17 protein-coding genes are annotated in these 19083 nt (G+C 71.9%); 15 read left to right on the forward strand and 2 right to left on the reverse strand.

All coding sequences use genetic code 11. The features are described 5' to 3' along the window. The first annotated feature begins 11 nt into the window (after positions 1-11). The 6 genes from OG978_RS38465 (at position 12) to OG978_RS38490 (ending at position 6756) form a co-directional block, all read left to right on the forward strand. The gene (locus OG978_RS38465; protein ID WP_326769652.1) at positions 12-1382 is read left to right on the forward strand and encodes a serine hydrolase domain-containing protein; all 1371 of its coding nucleotides are present in this window, start codon (positions 12-14) and stop codon (positions 1380-1382) included. 1 nt (position 1383) lies between these two features. Further along, a complete protein-coding gene (locus OG978_RS38470) occupies positions 1384-2532 on the forward strand; it encodes a M20 family metallopeptidase (protein WP_326769653.1) in 1149 nt (382 codons plus the stop codon). Then, positions 2529-3386, forward strand: a complete 858-nt coding sequence (locus tag OG978_RS38475) for a GNAT family N-acetyltransferase (RefSeq protein ID WP_326769654.1) — start codon at positions 2529-2531, stop codon at positions 3384-3386. Before OG978_RS38470 ends, OG978_RS38475 begins: the two co-directional genes overlap by 4 nt. Continuing rightward, positions 3383-4489, forward strand: coding sequence for an o-succinylbenzoate synthase (gene menC / locus OG978_RS38480; RefSeq protein WP_326769655.1), 1107 nt, complete (start codon positions 3383-3385; stop codon positions 4487-4489). The genes OG978_RS38475 and menC overlap by 4 nt, the downstream gene beginning before the upstream one ends. Positions 4490-4553: 64 nt before the next feature. After that, positions 4554-6152: a PucR family transcriptional regulator gene (locus tag OG978_RS38485; protein ID WP_326769656.1), complete on the forward strand. Its 1599-nt coding sequence runs from the start codon at positions 4554-4556 to the stop codon at positions 6150-6152. 157 nt (positions 6153-6309) lie between these two features. After that, the gene (locus tag OG978_RS38490; RefSeq protein WP_326769657.1) at positions 6310-6756 is read left to right on the forward strand and encodes a nitroreductase family deazaflavin-dependent oxidoreductase; all 447 of its coding nucleotides are present in this window, start codon (positions 6310-6312) and stop codon (positions 6754-6756) included. Positions 6757-6777: 21 nt separating this feature from the next. Here OG978_RS38490 and OG978_RS38495 read toward each other — a convergent pair whose 3' ends face one another. Next, on the reverse strand, positions 6778-7509 hold the full coding sequence (locus OG978_RS38495; protein WP_326769658.1) for a flavodoxin family protein: 732 nt from the start codon (positions 7507-7509) through the stop codon (positions 6778-6780). 190 nt (positions 7510-7699) lie between these two features. Here OG978_RS38495 and OG978_RS38500 point away from each other — a divergent pair, with 190 nt between their 5' ends. The 3 genes from OG978_RS38500 to OG978_RS38510 are packed head-to-tail and all read left to right on the forward strand — an operon-like array spanning position 7700 to position 9998. Beyond that, the gene (locus OG978_RS38500; RefSeq protein ID WP_326769659.1) at positions 7700-8377 is read left to right on the forward strand and encodes an ABC transporter permease; all 678 of its coding nucleotides are present in this window, start codon (positions 7700-7702) and stop codon (positions 8375-8377) included. Further along, positions 8374-9051: an ABC transporter permease gene (locus OG978_RS38505; protein WP_326769660.1), complete on the forward strand. Its 678-nt coding sequence runs from the start codon at positions 8374-8376 to the stop codon at positions 9049-9051. The genes OG978_RS38500 and OG978_RS38505 overlap by 4 nt, the downstream gene beginning before the upstream one ends. Then, positions 9048-9998, forward strand: coding sequence for an ABC transporter substrate-binding protein (locus tag OG978_RS38510; RefSeq protein ID WP_326769661.1), 951 nt, complete (start codon positions 9048-9050; stop codon positions 9996-9998). The genes OG978_RS38505 and OG978_RS38510 overlap by 4 nt, the downstream gene beginning before the upstream one ends. A 15-nt stretch (positions 9999-10013) precedes the next feature. Here OG978_RS38510 and OG978_RS38515 read toward each other — a convergent pair whose 3' ends face one another. Then, positions 10014-10988 (reverse strand): acetylxylan esterase, encoded by a 975-nt coding sequence (locus OG978_RS38515; RefSeq protein WP_326769662.1) that lies wholly within the window; start codon positions 10986-10988, stop codon positions 10014-10016. Between the two features lie 154 nt (positions 10989-11142). Here OG978_RS38515 and OG978_RS38520 point away from each other — a divergent pair, with 154 nt between their 5' ends. The 6 genes from OG978_RS38520 (at position 11143) to OG978_RS38545 (ending at position 19062) form a co-directional block, all read left to right on the forward strand. Beyond that, entirely contained in the window at positions 11143-12252 is a 1110-nt protein-coding gene (locus OG978_RS38520) for a LacI family DNA-binding transcriptional regulator (RefSeq protein ID WP_442817806.1), read from the forward strand. Positions 12253-12290: 38 nt separating this feature from the next. Beyond that, complete coding sequence (locus OG978_RS38525) at positions 12291-13901, forward strand: FAD-dependent oxidoreductase (RefSeq protein WP_326769663.1); 1611 nt, start codon at positions 12291-12293, stop codon at positions 13899-13901. A gap of 100 nt (positions 13902-14001) precedes the next feature. Beyond that, entirely contained in the window at positions 14002-16131 is a 2130-nt protein-coding gene (locus tag OG978_RS38530; RefSeq protein ID WP_326769664.1) for a hydantoinase/oxoprolinase family protein, read from the forward strand. Further along, positions 16128-16715 (forward strand): hypothetical protein, encoded by a 588-nt coding sequence (locus OG978_RS38535; RefSeq protein WP_326769665.1) that lies wholly within the window; start codon positions 16128-16130, stop codon positions 16713-16715. Before OG978_RS38530 ends, OG978_RS38535 begins: the two co-directional genes overlap by 4 nt. A 4-nt stretch (positions 16716-16719) precedes the next feature. Continuing rightward, the gene (locus OG978_RS38540; RefSeq protein ID WP_326769666.1) at positions 16720-18003 is read left to right on the forward strand and encodes a transporter; all 1284 of its coding nucleotides are present in this window, start codon (positions 16720-16722) and stop codon (positions 18001-18003) included. A 33-nt stretch (positions 18004-18036) separates the two neighbouring features. Beyond that, complete coding sequence (locus OG978_RS38545) at positions 18037-19062, forward strand: hypothetical protein (RefSeq protein ID WP_326769667.1); 1026 nt, start codon at positions 18037-18039, stop codon at positions 19060-19062. The last annotated feature ends 21 nt before the right edge of the window (positions 19063-19083 follow it).

Here is a 19083-nt window from a genome sequence, read left to right on the forward strand (position 1 = left end):
CGGAGCCCGACATGACCGACACCACCGACCTGTCAGCCCACTGGACGACCCGCCTCACCGAACTCGCCGCCCGTCACTCCGTCCCCGGAGCCGGTCTGGCCATCCTGCACCGCGGCGAGATCGTCGCCGAGACCGCCGTCGGCCTGGCCAACACGGAGGCCGGGATCGGGACGACCACCGACACCCTCTTCCAGATCGGCTCGATCTCCAAGGTGTGGACCACCACGGTGGCCATGGCACTCGTCGACGAGGGCCTGCTCGAACTGGACGCGCCCATCGTGTCCGTACTCCCCGAACTGCGGCTCGCCAACGATGAGTTGACCCAGGAACTGACACTCCGTCACCTCCTGACCCACACCAGCGGCATCGACGGCGACCTCTTCACCGACACCGGCCGGGGCGACGACTGCCTGGAGAAGTTCGCCGCGCTGCTCGGCGACGTCACCCCCAACCACCCGCTCGGCGCCACCATGTCGTACTGCAACGCGGGCTTCACCCTGCTCGGCCGGGTACTGGAGGTCGTCACCGGCGTCCAGTGGGACGAGCTGATGCGCGAGCGCCTGTACCGTCCGCTCGGCCTGACGCACACCGCGACCCTGCCGGAGGAGGTGCTGCGCTTCCGCGCCGCCATCGGGCACCTGGGGAGCCCGCCGGCACAGGCCCCGATGTGGGGGCTGATGCGCTCGGCCGGACCGGCCGGACTGATCTGCTCCACGCCGCGCGAGGTACTGGAATTCGCCCGGCTGCACCTCGACAAGGGCGTCACCGGCGACGGCACCAAGCTCCTCTCGGAGGAGTCCGTCGCCGCCATGCAGACCCCGCAGGTCGAGCTGCCCGACCCGTACATCCTGGGCAACGCCTGGGGGCTCGGCTGGTTCCTCGACACCTGGGACGGACAACGGGTGTACGGACACGACGGCGGCACGATCGGACAGAACGCCTACCTGCGGGTCCTGCCCGAGGCGGAGCTGGCGATCTGCCTGCTCACCAACGGCGGTGACACCTCCAGCCTCTACCGGGACGTGTATGCGGAGATTGTCCAGGAGCTGGCCGGGGTCACAATGCGCACCACGATCGAGCCCGCGACAGAACCGGTGGCGGTGGACCCCGCCGACTGTGTCGGCGTGTACCAGCGGCTCTCCAGCACGGTGGAGATCGTGGAGCGGGACGGCGGCCTGGTGATGCTGGACCGGATCACCGGACCACTGGCCGAACTGACCCCCGACACGGAGAAGGAGTACGAGCTGCACCCCGTCGAGCCGGGGCTGTTCGTCGTGCAGCGGCCGGGGTTCGAGCTCTGGGTCCCGGTCGTGTTCTACACACTCGCCGACGGCACTCCGTACATCCACCACGGTGGCCGCGCCACCCCCAAGGTGGGCTGACATGACCGCGATCGCCACCGCCCTGGAGGCCGGGCTGCCGGGCCTGCTGGCCGACATCGAGGAGCTGGTCCGCACCGAGTCGCCCAGTGACGACCTGGCCGCGGTCGCCGACTGCGCCCGCGTCGTCGCGAAGATCGGCACCCGGCTGACCGGCGCGGCACCCGAGTGGATCGACGGCTCGGGGCGGCCCGCCCTGCGCTGGCGCTTCGGCTCCGGCGACCGGGTGCTGCTGCTCGGCCACTTCGACACGGTGTGGCCGGTGGGTTCCCTGGCCGGCCACCCCTTCGAGGTCGCCGGGGGCCGGCTCACCGGACCCGGCTGCTTCGACATGAAGGCCGGCGTGGTGCAGCTGTTCCACGCCCTGTCGGCGCTGGACGACCTGGACAGGGTCTCGGTCCTGCTCACCGGCGACGAGGAGATCGGCGCCCCGACCTCGCGCACCCTGATCGAGGCCGAGGCCCGCCGTACCCGGGCCGTACTCGTCCTGGAGGCGAGCGAGGGCGGGGCGCTGAAGACCGCGCGCAAGGGGATGTCCGGCTACGAGCTGACCATCGCCGGACGCGCCGCGCACGCAGGTCTGGAACCCCACAAGGGCGTCAACACGACCACCGAACTGGCCCACCAGGTCCTCGCGTTGTCCGCACTCGCCGATCCGGCGGCCGGTACCACGGTCACGCCGACCGTGGCCTCCTCCGGCACCACACGCAACACGGTGCCCGACGCGGCCCGGCTGATGGTCGACGTACGCGTCGGGACGGCCGCCGAACAGGACCGGGTGGACCGTGCCGTGCACGGCCTCCGGCCGGTGCTCGACGGCGCCTCGCTCAGGTTCTCCGGCGGCCCGAACAGGCCGCCGCTGCCGACGAGCGCGTCGGCCGAACTCTTCGAACTCGCCCGCGGCCACTACGCGGAGCTGGGCTTCGGCCCACTGCGCGGCGTGGCGGTCGGCGGCGGCTCCGACGGCAACCTCACCGCCGGAGTGGGCACACCCACGCTCGACGGCCTGGGGGCCGTGGGCGGCGGGGCACACGCGGACGACGAGCATGTGGTCGTCGCCGAACTGCCCCGCCGCGCGGCACTCGTCGCCTCCCTGGTGGCCTCGCTGCTGCGCGTTTCGCCGACGGCCGTCCCCGGCAAGGTGGGACCGTGAACGCTGTGCAGGCGGCTGCCGCGACGGCCGCCGCGGACCTGGCCGCGCAGCGTGCGGGCGTCACCATCAGGGAACTGCACGGGCTGGACGAGATGCACGAGGCCTGCCGGGTGCTCGACCGGATCTGGCGGCCCGATCCCGGAAACCCGCTGATCACCCCGGAACTGCTGCGGGTCTTCGCGCACTCCGGCAGCTATGTCGTCGGGGTCGACCGGGGCGGCCGGATGGTCGGCTTCTGCCTGGGCTTCCTGGCCAGCGCCGGACTGCACTCGCACATCGCCGGGGTGGACGACAGCGTCCGCGGCCGCAATGTCGGCTTCGCGGTCAAACAGCACCAGCGGGCCTGGGCGCTGGCCCGCTCCATCACCACCGTCACCTGGACCTTCGACCCGCTGATCAGCCGCAACGCCTACTTCAACCTGGCCAAACTGGGCGCGGAACCGAGCGAGTACCTGGCCGACTTCTACGGTGCCATGCAGGACGAGGTCAACGCCGGGACCGAGACGGACCGGCTGATGGTCCGCTGGGAGCTGACCGGCGAGCACGCCGTCGGATCCGCCGCGGGCGCACGCCACACCGTCACAGCCGACGGCGCGGGCCCCCGCGCCGTGGTCGGACTGGACGCCAAACCCGACGGCCGCCCCGTCGTCGGGCGCCGGGACGGCGCCACCGTCCTGGTCCGGATCCCCGCAGAGGCCGAGGAACTGCGCCGGACCGACCCGCCCCTGGCCCGCGAATGGCGGTACGCGCTGCGCGAGGTACTCGGCGGCCTGATGGCCGAGGGGCACACCGTCACCGGATTCACCCGGGACGGCTGGTACGTGATCGACAGACGTCAGGAGAGTCAGGCATGAAGCTCGTCGGTGTGGAACTGCGCCGGATCGCGATGCCGCTGGTCGCACCGTTCCGGACCTCGTTCGCCACGATGACCACCCGGGAGATCCTGCTGGTCAGGGTCGAGACCGAGGACCACGAGGGCTACGGCGAATGCGTCACCATGGCCGATCCGCTGTACTCCTCGGAGTACACCGCGGCCGCGGCGGACGTGCTGCGCGGCTACCTCGTACCCGCGCTCGCCGCCCTGCCGGCGCTCGACCCGTGGGCGGTCGCCCCGGCACTGGCCGCGTTCAAGGGCCACCGGATGGCCAAGGCCGCACTGGAGACGGCGGTCCTCGACGCGTGGCTGCGCGCCCATGATCTGTCGATGGGCCAGTGGCTGGGTGCGACGGCCGAACGGGTACCGGCCGGGGTGTCGGTCGGCATCATGGACTCGGTCCCCGCACTGCTCGACACCGTCGACGGCTATCTGTCCGAGGGCTATCTGCGGATCAAGCTGAAGATCGAGCCCGGCTGGGACGTGGCACCCGTTCGCGCGGTCCGGGAACGCTTCGGCGACGACGTACAGCTCCAGGTGGACGCCAACACCGCGTACACCCTTGCAGACGCCGCACAGCTGGCCCGGCTCGACCCGTACGGGTTGCTGCTGATCGAACAGCCCCTGGACGAGGAGGACATCCGGGGCCACGCGGAACTCGCCCGGCAGGTGCGCACCCCCATCTGCCTGGACGAGTCCATCGTGTCCGCCCGCTCGGCGGCCGACGCCATCGCGCTGGGCGCCTGCTCGGTCGTCAACATCAAGCCGGGGCGGGTCGGCGGCTATCTGGAAGCCCGGCGGATCCACGACGTGTGTGCCGCGAACGGCGTGCCCGTCTGGTGCGGAGGGATGCTGGAGACCGGCCTCGGCCGGGCCGCCAACGTCGCCCTTGCCGCACTGCCCGGCTTCACCCTGCCCGGCGACACGTCCGCTTCCGACCGCTACTACCGGACCGACATCACCGAGCCGTTCGTGCTGAGGGACGGCCATCTCGACGTGCCGCACGGACCCGGCCTCGGAATCGATCCGATCCCCGGGCAACTGGCCGAGGTCACCGAGTCGACGGAATGGCTCGGCCGATGACCGGCTCCGGCCACCGGGCGGTCGCCCCCGCGGTGCACGGACTCCGATCAACTACGTTGTGAAGATGACGGAGCAGCCACGGGCCGTGCTCGGCCGGATCCTCAACGATCTCGGGTCGACGTTGATCGAAGTGGTGGCCGGGGAAGCCGACCCGGCCCGCACCGTCACCGGGGTGCTGATCCAGGACCCCCTGGACGAGCCGGCGAGGCTGCCCGGCGCGGTGGTGCTGGGCGTCGGGGTGTACGGCGCCGGGCCGGTCGCCGCCCTGGTCGACCGGGCCGCCGGGCTCGGTGCGGCGGCCGTGGTGGTCCGGTCCCCGGTCCCGGTGGACGGCCCCGTGTCCGAGGCGGCCGCCCGCACCGGCCTGACCGTGCTCGGCCTGACCCCCGGCGCGTCCTGGGCGCAGGTGGCCGCACTGCTGCGCTCGCTGCTCGCGGTCGACGAACTGGGCACAGTGGGCGGCCCCGACGAGGCCGACGGCGCCGAGCCGCTCGCCGGTGACCTGTTCGCCCTGGCCAACGCGACGGCCGGACTGCTGGACGGCCCGGTCACCGTGGAGGACCGCAGCGGGCGGGTGCTGGCCTTCTCCAGCCGGCAGGACGAGGGCGACAACGACCGGATCGCAACCGTCCTCGACCGCCAGGTGCCCGCCGAGAAACTGCGCGCCTTGGAAGAACGCGGCGCCTTCCAGGCCCTCTACCGGAAGGAGGAACCCGTCTATGTGGACGGCATCTCGGACAAGCCCCGGGTCGCGATCGCCGTCCGCGCCGGCGGCGAGATCCTCGGCTCGATCTGGGTCGTGGTCGACGGACCGCTGAGCGCGGACCGGACGAAGGCGCTCCAGGAGGCGGCGAAGGTGGCCGCCCTGCATCTGCTGCGCCGCCGCACCGGCGAGGACGCCGAACGCCGGCTGCGCGCGGATCTGCTCGCCACCGTCCTGGAGGGCGGTACGCACGCACCGCAGGCCGCCGTACGGCTCGGCCTTTCCGCGCAGCCCGCCTGCGTACTGGCGCTCGCGGTGACCGGCGAGCAGTACGAGCCCGACCGGGTGGCCGCGGGCCACCGCGTCGCCGAGGCGCTGACCCTGCACCTGGCCGCGATCCACCCCCGTACCGCCACGGCCACACTCGGCGGAGTCACCTACGCCGTCCTGCCCACGAGTTCGGACGAACAGGGGCTACGGGTGGCCGAGGCGTTCCTCGGCCGCATCGGCGGCCGGGTGCCCGCCGTCATCGGAATCGGCCGCCTCGCCGCCCGCCCGGTGGAACTGCGCCGTTCGCGCGCCGACGCGGACCGTGCGCTGCGGGTCCTCGGCTCCGGCCGCACACAGCGCAGGGCCGCCCGCCTGTCTGACGTCTACGCCGCCTCGCTGCTGGAGGAGCTGACGGACCGGATGGCCGCCGACGACGACCTGCCGGACGGCCCCGTCATACGGCTGCGCGCCTACGACGCCCAGCACAACACCGCCCTCACGGACTCCCTGGACGCCTGGCTGAGCACCTTCGGCGATGTGGCCGCCGCCGCTGCCGCCGTACACATCCACCCCAACACCTTCCGCTACCGGCTCAAGCGGCTGGCCCTGGTCGCGGGCATCGATCTCGACGACCCGGAGGCGAGATTCGAAGCGATGCTGCAACTGCGGCTGAGGCCGCCGTACTCCTGAGGCGGGACACCCGTCGCCGTGGCACGCGGACCCGCCCCGGGCGCCGTCCGGACGGAATGGTGCGAGAGTTTTTCGCAGCAGCAGGACACACCGATGTCCGCGGGCCCGTGTGCCTGCGCGTCCGTGTGTCCGCACGTCGACGACGGGACAGATTTCCATGCCTCTCCAGGGAGAGTACGAGCCGAGCCCCGAGCAGTGGGTCCGCGATCAGGTCGAGCTGTTCGAGAGCTCCGGCGGCACCGAGGGAAACACGATGCGGGGCATGCCCGTCATCGTCCTCACCACCCGCGGGGCCAGGAGCGGAAGGATCCGCAAGACCCCGCTGATGAGGGTCGAGCACAACGGCACGTACGCCGTGGTCGCCTCGCAGGGCGGCGCCCCGAAGCACCCCGTCTGGTACCACAACATCGTGGCCGACCCCCGGGTGGAACTCCAGGACGGCCCGGTCCGCCAGGACATGAACGCCCGCGAGGCCACCGGCGAGGAGAAGGACCTGTGGTGGCAGCGCGCGGTCAAGGCGTTCCCCGACTACGCCGACTACCAGCTCAAGACCGAGCGGCAGATCCCGGTCCTCGTCCTCGAACCGGCGTCCGGGCAGCACTGACGACCGTCGCAGGGGGCACGGTCAGCGGTGCTCTGGATTGGGATAGTCCGGACGGCAGCCCGCATCCCACGCAGAGCGCTGGTTGCCGTGGGCCGGGATGCCGTTCGCACGCCTCAGCATCGCGGCGAGGTGCATCAGGTTCCAGGCCATGAACGAGGTGTTGCGGTTGGTGAAGTCGTTCTCCGGACCACCCGACCCGGGGTCCAGATACGACGGGCCGGGCCCCGCCTCCCCGATCCAGCCCGCGTCGGCCTGCGGCGGGATCGTGTAGCCCAGGTGCTGGAGGCTGTAGAGCACGTTCATGGCACAGTGCTTGACCCCGTCCTCGTTCCCGGTGATCAGACAGCCACCGGCCCGGCCGTAGTACGCGTACTGGTCCTTGTCGTTGAGGATGCTGGAGCAGGCGTAGAGGCGCTCGACGACCCGCTTCATCACCGAGCTGTTGTCGCCCAGCCAGATGGGCCCGCACAGCACCAGGATGTCGGCCGCCATCACCTTCTCGTACAGCGCGGGCCAGGCGTCCGTCTTCCAGCCGTGCTCCCTCATGTCCGGCCAGACGCCGGTTGCGATGTCGTGGTCGACGGCCCGGACCACCTCCGTGCTGACGCCGCGCTCAGCCATCACCGCGCGGCTGCGGTCGATCAGCCCCTCCGTATTGCTGATCTCCGGGGAGCGCTTGAGGGTGCAGTTGACGTACAGCGCACGCAGGTCGTCGAAGCGGTAGGCGTCGTCGGAGGGGCCGGGCGGCGGCATGCGGGGGCTCCTTGGCAGGTACGGGGAACGCGGGACGTGGACCCCGGTCTACCGTCACGTCCGGCCGTACCGGGCAGTAGACGCGCCGACGCCCCCCGTACGCAGCACGTCCTGCCCCGGAACCCGGGCGGCCCCCCGGACAGCCGATCAGGACGCGCGCCCGCGCCGCCCCGCGCGCTCCAATGGACGGGTGACCGCGCCCCCGGACGACTGCCTCGCGCGCAACGAGTGGCTCTGCGGGGCCTATCTCTCCAGCCGTCGCGAGATTCTCTGGGACGCCGTCGTGCAGCACCTCCAGCTCACCGTGGTCTCCGTGCTCATCGGACTGGTCCTCGCCGTTCCGCTCGCCCTCGCGGCACGGCACCGGCGCTGGGCGGCGGGCCCCGTGCTCGGTGTGACGACCATCCTCTACACCGTGCCGTCGCTCGCCATGTTCTCGCTGCTGCTTCCGGTGTACGGACTCTCCGCCTCGCTCGTCGTCGCCGGGCTCGTGCTGTACTCGCTCACCCTCCTCGTACGGAACATCCTCGCCGGGCTGCGCGCCGTGCCGGAGGAGACCCGGCAGGCCGCGCGCGGCATGGGATACGGACCCCTGCGGCTGCTGCTCGCCGTGGAGCTGCCCCTCGCGCTGCCCGCGGCCATGGCCGGACTGCGGATCGCGACCGTCTCCGCCATCTCCCTGGTCACGGTCGGCGCGATCGTCGGCTACGGCGGACTCGGCAACCTCATCTACTCCGGGATGAACACCTACTTCAAGGCCCAGGTGCTCACCGCCTCCGTCCTCTGCGTCGTGATCGCCGTCGCCGCCGACCTGCTGCTCCTGCTCGCGCAGCGACTGCTGACCCCGTGGACCAGGAGGCAGTCGTGAACACCCTCGCCGACGCCTGGTCCTGGCTCACCACCTCCGCCAACTGGTCCGGTGACGGCGGCATCTGGAACCGGCTGGGCCAGCACCTGTTCCTCACCGTCGTCTGCCTGCTGATCAGCTGCCTGACCGCGCTGCCCGTCGCCCTGGTCCTCGGCCATCTCGGCAGGGGCGGCGCACTCGCCGTCAACATCTCCAACATCGGCCGGGCCGTACCCACCTTCGCCGTGCTGGTGCTGCTGCTCCTCACCCCGATCGGCGGGCACGGCGAGTGGCCGACCATCATCGCCCTCGTGCTCTTCGCCGTACCGCCGCTGCTCACCAACGCCTACGTCGGCATGCGGGAGGTCGACCGCGACGTCGTGCGCGCGGCCAGAGGAATGGGCATGACGGGCCGACAGCTGATGCTGGGCGTCGAGATGCCGCTCGCCCTCCCGCTGATCCTCACCGGCGTGCGGATCGCCGCCGTCCAGCTCGTCGCGACCGCCACCCTCGCGGCACTGGCAGGCGGCGGGGGACTGGGCCGCATCATCACGGCGGGCTTCAACCTCGCCTCCACCGCCCAGGTGGTCGCCGGGGCGGTGCTCGTCGCGGTCTTCGCACTGGCCGTCGAAGGGCTCTTCGAAGCGGGCCGGCTGCTCGTCCCGGGCCGGCTCCGCGGCGGAGAATCCAAATGAGGCCGGCAGCCGCCGTCCCCGTGCTGCTGGTGCTGCTCTCGGCGGCCGCCTGCACCACCGGCCCCTCGCTGGAGAAGCAGGGCGAGGTCACCGCACCGCCGGGCGACAGCAGACACCTCACCATCGGCTCCGCGGGCTTCACCGAGAGCGATCTGCTCGCCCAGATGTACGCCCTGCTGCTGAACCGGGCCGGCTACTCCACGAAGATCATCTCCGTCACCAACCGGGAGATCTACGAACCGGCGCTGGAGAGCGGCCAGATCGACGTCGTGCCGGAGTACGCCGCCACCTTCGCCGACTGGCTGAACGCCAAGAAGAACGGAGCCGACGCGGCCCCGGTCGGTTCGCCCGACCTCGCCGACACCATGAAGGCCCTGCGCGCCCTCGCCGAGCCCCGTGGCCTCACCGTCCTCGACCCCGGGCGCGCCGTCGACCAGAACGCCTTCGCGGTCGCTGCCCCGTATGCGACCGAGCACCACCTCAAGACCCTCAGCGACCTGGGAAGGTCCGGGCTGCCCGTACGTCTGGCCGCCGGTGACGAATGCGTGCAGCGCCCCTACTGCGCACCCGGGCTGAAGAAGACGTACGGCATCCGCATCGCCGCCGTGGACCCCAAGGGCGTCGGCACCACCCAGGCCAAACAGGCCGTCCAGAACGGTCAGGACCAGATGGTCCTGACCACCACGACCGACGCCACGCTCGACGGCTTCGGCCTCGTCCTGCTCGCCGACGACAAGCATCTCCAGAACGCCGACTACCTCGTCCCGGTCGTCAACCGGTCCCGGGCGGGCAGCGAAGGCGTACGCACGGCGCTGGGCAGGCTGAACACCGCACTGACGACCGCCGACCTGGCCCGGCTCAACGAGCAGGTCGACAGCTGGCGGCGGCTGCCCGAGGACGTGGCACGCACCTATCTGGTGTCCAAGAACCTCATCCCGCGCGGCTGACCGCCGCCTCCGCGGTCAGGCCGTCAGCCTTCCCGGGAGCCAGCCCAGCTGCACGGCCTCCTGGAACGGCCCGCCGCCCTCGTGATCATTGAAGTCGTACACCTCGATGGTCTTGTCCTGGTGGGCGTAGGCATTGAAGGCGGCGAAGACGGTCGAGGGCGGGCAGGTCATGTCCTCCAGGGCGGTCGAGAACAGCGCCGGCGCGCGCCCGCGTGCGGCGAAGTGCACTCCGTCGAAGTAGGACAGCGTGGCCCGCGCCTGCTCGGCCCGGCCGCGGTGCGTCTTGAGGTAGTTGCCCACCTCGCGGTACGGGGTCCGGTCGGTGACGGTGAGGGCGCGGGGGAAGTCGCACAGGAACGGGACGTCCGGCGCGATCGCCACGAGGTCGGGTATCAGCCCGCCCACGGCGAGCGTGATGCCACCGCCCTGGCTCTCGCCGATGGCCGCGGTGCGCGCCGCGTCGGTCAGCAGGTGCGAGCGCGCCGCCTCCACCGCACGCACCGCGTCGGTGAACACGCGCCGGTAGTAGTACGACTCCTGGTCCTCGATGCCACGGGTCATGAAGCCGGGGTACGCGGGGGCGCTGCCCACCGGGTCCGGGGTGTCGCCGACGAGCCAGCCGCTGCCCTGGCCGCGGGTGTCCATCACGAAGTGGGCGAAACCGGCCGACGCCCAGAGCAGGTGGGTGTGTGCCAGGCCCCGCCCACCGCCGTAGCCGATGAACTCGACGACCACCGGCAGCGGGTCCGTGGTGCCCGCCGGGAGGACGAACCAGCCCTTGACCGGGTGACCGCCGAAGCCCGCGAACGTCACGTCGTACACGTCGACGGTGCTCAGCCCCGTGCCGGTGCGCAGCTCGAAACGGGCGTCGAGGTCGTGGGACCGGGCCTCGTCGAGCGTCTTCGACCAGAACGCGTCGAAGTCCTCCGGCTCCACCGATCCGCTGCGGTAGTCACGCAGCTGGTCGAGCGGCAGATCGAACAGGGACATGTGGGACCGCCTTCTTCGCAGGGATGGTTGATCACACCGTACGGGGGGGCGCGCGGTGAAGAAGTTGTACCCGACCCCTTGACCGGCGCCCGGCCTGCCCTCACAGTACTCGTTAATGCGCATTACTAATGCGCATTAATTGATCTGAGGAGCCATGGTGGAGGAACCCAGGAAGCGGGCCAGGCCCGGCCGTTCACCCGCACCGGCAGGCCGCACGGCCCGCCCGCGACAGGCGGAGGTCGCACGGCTCGCCGGGGTCTCGCAGGCCACGGTCTCGTTGGTGCTCGCGGACAAGAGGCAGGGCCCCGCGATCTCGGAGGAGACCCGGCAGAAGGTCCTGGAGGCGGCCCGCAGCCTCGGTTACGTGCCCGACCCGGCGGCCCGCAGGCTCGCGGCGGCGCGCAACAGCCTGTTGGGCGTGTTCAGCTTCACCGCGACGTTCCCGACCGATGTGCAGCACTCGTACTACCCGTTCCTGGTGGGCGTGGAACGCGAGGCCGCGGAGCGCGGTTACGACCTGGTGCTGTTCACGGGGTCGAGCACCGGCGGTGCGGGGGCCGCCGGACCCGACGCGCTGAGCCGGGTCCGCCTCGCCGACGGCTGTCTGTTCCTCGGCCGCCACGCACCGGTCCAGGAGCTGGGCCGGCTGGTCGCCGACGGCTTCCCGGTCGTCCACCTCGGCCGCCGGGACCAGCCGGAGGGCCTGCACTGGGTCGGCGCCGACTACGTGAGCGCCGCCCGCGAAGTCGTCGGCCACCTGGCCGCGCTCGGGCACCGGAGGATGGTGCTGATCCGCGAGGACGACGAAGCACCCGCCTCCACCGACCGTGAACAGGGCTTCCTCGAGGGGCTGGAGACCATCGGCCCGACCGGCGGCCCCGAGGCCGTCTTCCGTTCCGCGGACCCGGAACGAGACCTCACCCCCGAGCGGCTGCGGAGCTGGCTCGCCGACGGCGTCACCGCGTTCGTCGCCGAGGAGACCGACACCGGAGCCGCCTGGCGCGCCCTGCGCCGCGCGGTCGCCGATGCCGGGATCGACTGCCCGCGCGACGTCTCGCTGGCGCTGCTCGGCAGTCCCCCCGCCGACCTCGCGGACGACCCCGACCCCACCGGTTTCGACATCCCCCGCACCCGGCTCGGCGCGGCCGCCGTGCGCATGCTCGCCGCGCTGGTCGCGGGGGAGGAGGCCACCGAACCCCTGGTCGCCTGCACCTTCCGGCCCGGCGCCACATCGGGCCCGCCACCCGCCGCCGAAGACCACTGACCGACCGCACCACTCGTACGTACAGCTCAAGGAGACCAGTGATACCCGAACCGGACATCCTCGTCGTGGGCGCCGGACTCGGCGGCGTCGCCGCCGCGCTCGCCGCCTGCCGCGCCGGACGCACCGTCGTCCTCACCGAGGAGACCGACTGGATCGGCGGCCAGCTCACCTCCCAGGCCGTCCCCCCGGACGAGCACCCGTGGGTGGAGCAGTTCGGCACCACCGCCTCGTACCGCAGGCTGCGCGAGGGCATCCGGGCGTACTACCGCCAGTGGTACCCGATGCGTTCCGAGGCCCTCGCCCTCACCGACCTCAACCCGGGCGCCGGACGCGTCAGCAAGCTCTGCCACGAGCCGCGCGTCGCGCTCACCGTGCTGGAGGCGATGCTCGCACCGCACCGGGCGGCGGGCCGCCTCACCCTGCTCACCGAGCACCGAGCGGTGGCCACCGAGGCGGACAACGATGTCATCCGGGCCGTCACGCTGGAGAACCTGCGCACCGGCGACCGCACCACCGTCACCGCCCGCTACGTCGTCGACGCCACCGAGACCGGTGAACTCCTCGAACTCGGCGGCGTCGAGCACGCCATCGGCGCCGAGGCGCGGAGCGAGTTCGACGAACCGCACGCCCCCGAACAGGCCCAGCCGCTCAACCAGCAGGGCATCACCGTCTGCTTCGCGCTCTCCCACCACGAGGGCGAGAACCACACCGTCGACCGCCCCGCCGACTACGGCTTCTGGCGCGCCTACCGCCCCGACTTCTGGCCCGGTCCGCTCCTCGGCTTCCAGGCGCCCGACCCGCGCTCCCTGGAATCCGTACCGCGCACCTTCGTCCCCAACCCGGACATCGACCCGCTCGCCGTCAGCGCCGACCAGAGCACGGACGCGGGCGACAAGGAACTGTGGGGCTTCCGCCGCATCCTCGCCCGGGGCATGCACCGTCCCGGCGCCTTCCACTCCGACATCACGCTCGTCAACTGGCCGCTCAACGACTACTGGCTCAAGCCCCTGGTCGGCGCCGGGGACGAGGTGTCCGCCCAAGCGGTCGCCGAGGCACGGCAGTTGTCGCTCTCGCTGCTGTACTGGCTGCAGACCGAGGCCCCGCGCCAGGACGGCGGCACCGGCTTCCCCGGTCTGCGGATCCGCCCCGACATCACCGGCACCGAGGACGGCCTCGCCAAGGCGCCGTACGTACGTGAGTCCCGCCGCATCAAGGCCGTCACCACCGTCACCGAGCAGGACGTGTCGATCGACCTCGTCGGCCCGCACGGCGGCACACGCCACCGGGACGCGGTCGGCGTCGGCAGCTACCGCATCGATCTGCACCCCTCCACCGGAGGCGACAACTACATCGACATCGGCTCGGTGCCGTTCGAGATCCCGCTCGGCGCCCTCGTACCGCGCCGGGTCCGCAATCTGCTGCCCGCGGGCAAGAACATCGGCACCACGCACATCACCAACGGCTGTTACCGGCTCCACCCGGTGGAGTGGAACATCGGCGAGGTCGCCGGTGCCCTGGCCGCCCACTGCCTCACCGAGGGTGTCGAACCGCAGCAGGTCCAGTCCGAGGACAAGCGGTACGAGACGTTCGCGCGACTGCTCGACCACGACGGGGTCCAGCGCCACTGGCCCGACGTACGCGGCTACTGACGGCCCGTCCCGAAACCGTGAAACGCCGGGTGGGACAGCTCCACCTGTCCCACCCGGCCCGCCCGCGCATCAACCCACCCGCACAAGGAGGTGCCCAGCCATGACCACCCACCGCATCCGCGTCGGCATCGACGTGGGCGGAACCTTCACCGACGCCGTGGCCGTAGACGCCACGACCCTCGAACTGCTGGGGCAGGTGAAGGTTCCCACCAGCCACCACCACGAGGACGGCGTTGCCCACGGCATCGTCGAGGCACTCGACCGGCTGCTCGAACAGACCGGCCGCGCCGCCGAGGATGTCGCGTTCCTGGCACACGGCACGACACAGGCTACCAACGCCCTGCTGGAGGGCGATGTCGCCACCGTCGGGCTGATCGGCATCGGAACGGGACCCGGCGCCGTGCTCACCCGCCGGCTCGCCTCGCTCGGCAGGCTCGAACTCGCCCCGGGAAAGCGGCTCCCGCTCTCCTACGCCCATGTGACCGACCCCGAGGACGCGGACGAGGTGCGCACCGCCGTCGAAGCCGTCACCCGGGACGGGGCCCAAGTCCTCGTCGCCAGCGAGCCGTTCGGCGTCGACCGGCCGGAGGGCGAGCAGGCGGTCCTCGAGGCGGCCCGCCCGCGCGGACTGCCGATGACGGCCGCGCACGAGATCACCTCCCTGTACGGACTCGCCAAGCGGACCCGTACCGCCGTGGTCAACGCCGCGATCCTGCCGCGCATGCTGGCCACCGCCGACCTCGTCGACGCCTCCATCACCAAGGCCGGGGTGAACGCGCCCCTGATGGTGATGCGGTGCGACGGCGGTGTGATGTCGCTCGACGAGATGCGCAGGCGCCCGCTGCTGACCGTGCTCTCCGGACCCGCCGCGGGAGTGGCCGGCGCGCTGATGCAGGAACGGATCAGCGAGGGCCTCTTCCTGGAGACCGGCGGCACGTCCACCGACATCAGCGTCGTCCGCCGCGGCAAGGTCGCCGTCCGGCACGCCACCATCCTCGGCAAGGCGTCCTACCTCTCCGCGCTCGATGTGCGGACCGTCGGCGTCGGCGGCGGGTCCATGGTCCGGATCGGCGGCGGCAGGGTCGTCGGCGTCGGGCCCCGCAGCGCGCACATCGCCGGACTGCCGTACGCCTGCTTCGCCACCCTCGACGAGCTGCGCGACGCGCGCGTCACCACCGTCCGGCCTATGGAGGGCGACCCCGACGACTACGCGGTCATCGACGCGTCCGGCGGACGGTACGCGATCACGATGACCTGCGCGGCCAACGCGCTGGGCCGGGTGCCCGAGGGCGACTTCGCCCGCTGCGACCAGGACGTGGCCCAGGCGGGGCTGGCCCCGCTGGCCGCCGCACTGTCCACCGATGTCGCGACGGCCGCCGCCCGGCTCCTCGACGCGGGCATCGAGCAGGTCAGGGCCGTGACCGACGCCATGATCCGCGACTACCGGCTGGAGAAGGACACCGCGGTCCTGGTCGGGGGCGGCGGGGGCGCCGCGTCCGTCACCCCGCACCTCGCCTCCGTCACCGGCCAGGAGGGCCGGATCGCCCGGCACAGCGAGGTCATCAGCCCGATCGGAGTCGCCCTCGCCCTGGTCCGTGAGCAGATCGAGCGGATCATCCCGGGCGCCGGCCAGGAGCAGATCCTCGCCGTCCGAGCCGAGGCCGAGGCGGCCGTCGTCGCCCAGGGCGCCGCCGCCGACGGCGTGGAGGTGGAGGTGACCGTGGACCCGCAGACCAGCACCGTACGGGCGGTGGCCACCGGCGCCACCGAACTCCGCACCCAGGACCGCGCCCACCGCGCCGACGAGGACGAACGTCTGCGCGCCGCGGCGGCCAGCCTCAAGACCGACCCGTCGGACGTGAGCATCCTCGCCACCACCCCCGCCCATACCGTCTACGGCACCGAGATCCGGCGCCGCTTCCGCACCACCCGGCATCCCGTGCGGGTCGTCGACGCCGACGGCGTCGTCCGGCTGCACGCCCCCGACGCCCGGGTGGAGACCACCACCGTCGGCAGCGCCCCCGAGACGCTCGCCCGGCTCGTCGGCGAGGCCACCTCGTACGGCGACGGCGGGGTCCGCGCCCCCGCCCTGCGACTGCTCCTCGGCTCCCGCATCGCCGACCTCTCCGGCGTCCTGGACCCGCAGCCACTGCTGGCCCTGGCCCGCAGCGAACTCGGCACCCGCGCCGCGGACGAGTCCGTGATCGCGGTCGTGGAGGTACGGACATGAGCACGCCCGTCGACCTCGCCGCCACGGACGACATCGAGTTCGGCGTACGGCTCCTGGCGGCCACCCCCACGCACGAAGGACGCGACCACGAGCTGCTGCGCCACTGGGCCACCGTGGCAACGGAGTTCGGCGCCCGGCTCACCCCCGCCCCGTCCCGCGCCCGCGTCGTCGAACGCGACGGCGGGCTGGAACACGGCCTCCTCGCCCGCTACACCTCACGCCCCGCCACCGTCGAGCTGTACACCGACACCCTCGCCCGCGCCGAGGCACTGGTCGACGAGCGCGGCTGGCGCCACTGGTACCCGGCGGGCTCGGTGCGTGCGGCGGCCCTCGCGCACGAGGCCGTCCACGAACTGCTCCATCACGGCCCGGCCAGAGCAGCGCTGAAACAGGCGCTCGGCCATGTCGTGCTGCGCGCCGGACGCCGACGCCTGTACGGCCATGTCGCCGGGGCCGAGGAGATCGCCGCCCATGCCCATGCCCGCACCGCCTGTGGACTCGGCCGCAGCCCGCTGCTGCTGACCGCCGCGCTGGCCACGGCCGACGCGCACCCCACCACTGCCCCGCACGGAAGAGAGAAGTAACGCCATGGGTGTCGTCATCCTCCTCGTCATGGCGGCCGGTGTCGCCGCGATGCTCACCCGGAAACTCCCCACGGCCTTCGCGCTCGTCGTCCTGGCCGTCGTCATCGCCCTCGTCGCGGGCGCCCCGCTCACCGGCAAGAACAGTGTCCTGGACACGGTCCTCCAGGAGGGCGCACCAGCCCTCGCCGCCACCATGATCGCCATCCTGCTCGGCTCCTGGCTCGGCAAGCTCCTGGACGAGACCGGCATCGCGGGCACCCTCGTCCGCAAGATCGTCGAATTCGGCGGCGACCGCCCGGTCGTGGTGGCCCTCGGAGTCCTCGCCGTCTCCACCCTCGTCGGTACGGTGACGGGCTCCGCGCCCGCCGCGATGCTCGCCGGAATCATCGGCATCCCGGCGATGATCGCCGTCGGCATCCCCAAGGTCACCGCGGCCGGCACGATCCTCATGGGCATCGCGGCGGGAATGCCGTTCGAGCTGCCCGTCTGGCAGTTCTTCTCCACCGCGCTGGAACTGCCCATCCCCACCGTGCGCGGCTTCATGATCAAGCTGTTCCCGTTCGCACTGGCCGCCGCGGTCCTCTTCGTCCTCGTCGAGTCCCGCCGCCGCGGCGTCGAACACGCCTGGTCCGCCAAGTCCCTTGCGCCGAAGGCGCGTTCCGGTAGGCGTGCCCGGCTCGGCGACGCCCCCTGGTACGCGCTGCTCACGCCGGTAGTTCCCCTGGTCCTGGCCCTCGGCCTCGAAGTGGCCATCATTCCCTCGCTGCTCGCGGGCGTTCTCTACTGCCTGGTCACCACCACCCGGCCGCGCGAGATGAACAAGCGGCTGCTGCGCACCCTCTACGGCGGCTTCGAGGTGGCCGCCGCACCGATCACCCTGTTCATCGCCATCGGCATCCTGCTCGCGGCGGTGAAACTGCCCGGAGCGATCGAGGCGCTCGAACCCCTCGTCAAGGCGGTCAGCCCGCAGAACGCGGTGCTGTTCGTGCTCGTCTTCACCGTCCTCGTACCGCTCTGCCTCTACCGCGGCCCGCTCAACGTCTTCGGTCTCGGCGCGGGCATCGCCGGCGTCCTGATCGCCGCCGGCATCTACCCCGCCACCGCGGTGCTGGGCCTGGCCACCTCGTACAACCAGGTGTTCGGCGTCGCCGACCCCACGAGCACCCAGACCGTGTGGAGCGCGCAGTACGCGGGCGTCTCCCCGCAGCAGGTGATGGTCCGCACCCTGCCGTACGTCTGGGCCGTCGCACTCGGCGGCTTCTGCGTGACCGCCGCCACCTATCTCTGACACGTTCACCCACTCCCGGGACGGAGTTCACCCATGAACGAGCCGCAGACCAATCCGGAGAGCGAGCCGCGGATGGGCCGCCGAGTCTTCCTGCGCTCGGCCGCAGCCGCCGGCACGGTCCTCGCCACCGGCGCCATCACGACCGGCACCGCGGCCGCCGCGCCCGCCGGCTTCCCCGACTACCGGTACGTCAGGACGCTGCTCGACCCCTCGCAGCTGAAGTACAACCCCACCGGCGAGATCATCTTCCCCTGCATCAGGGGAGCGGCGGGCCGGGTGCCGAAGCCGCTGGGCCGCTACTACCTCTACTACGCCCCGCACGACGCCCCCGGCGGCATCTGCCTCGCCTACGGCGACAACATCGAGGGCCCCTTCACCGAGTACCCCGCCAACCCGATCGTGGCCAACGACTGGCAGCCGCACTACAAGGTCAGCCACGTCTCGTCCCCGCACGTCCTGTGGAACGAGGACGCGCACGAGATGTGGCTCTACTTCCACGGCGAGAACACCACGACCCGCCTCGCCCGCTCGAAGGACGGCATCCACTTCACGTACGACAAGGTGGTACTGACCACGGCGATGCTCCCGGCCGGGACGACGGAGACGTCGTACGCCCGGGTCTTCCGGCACGATCTGCCCTCGCGCGGTGCCCGCTACGTGATGCTGTTCATGCGGAACGACACCACCAACCACCGGGACATCGGCTGGGGCTGGTCCGCCGACGGCCGCGGCTGGACATTCGACCAGCAGTCCCTGGTCAGCCATACCGACGTCGGTGCCGTGAACATCGGGGGCCCGCACCTGCTCACCCGGAACGGCAGCGCGTACGTCGTCTACAACACCGACAAGGCAAGCGGCGGCAACCTCCTGATCACCGAGGTCGGCAACGACTTCACCCGCCGGAACCACCTGGGTCTCTTCCACGACTCGCTCTCCGGAGCACCGGACAACGGACGGAGCGCGGCACCGAGTTTCGGCACCCAGGACGGGGCGGCGTACATGGTCTACGAGGCGGGCGAGCGACTCCAGGGGGCCATCGCCGTGGCCCGCGCCGTGTAGGGGGAGGGTGAGGGACGGGGC

Origin of the sequence: Streptomyces sp. NBC_01591 (genome assembly GCF_035918155.1) — a bacterium.
In the GTDB taxonomy this organism is placed as follows: Bacteria; Actinomycetota; Actinomycetes; order Streptomycetales; family Streptomycetaceae; genus Streptomyces.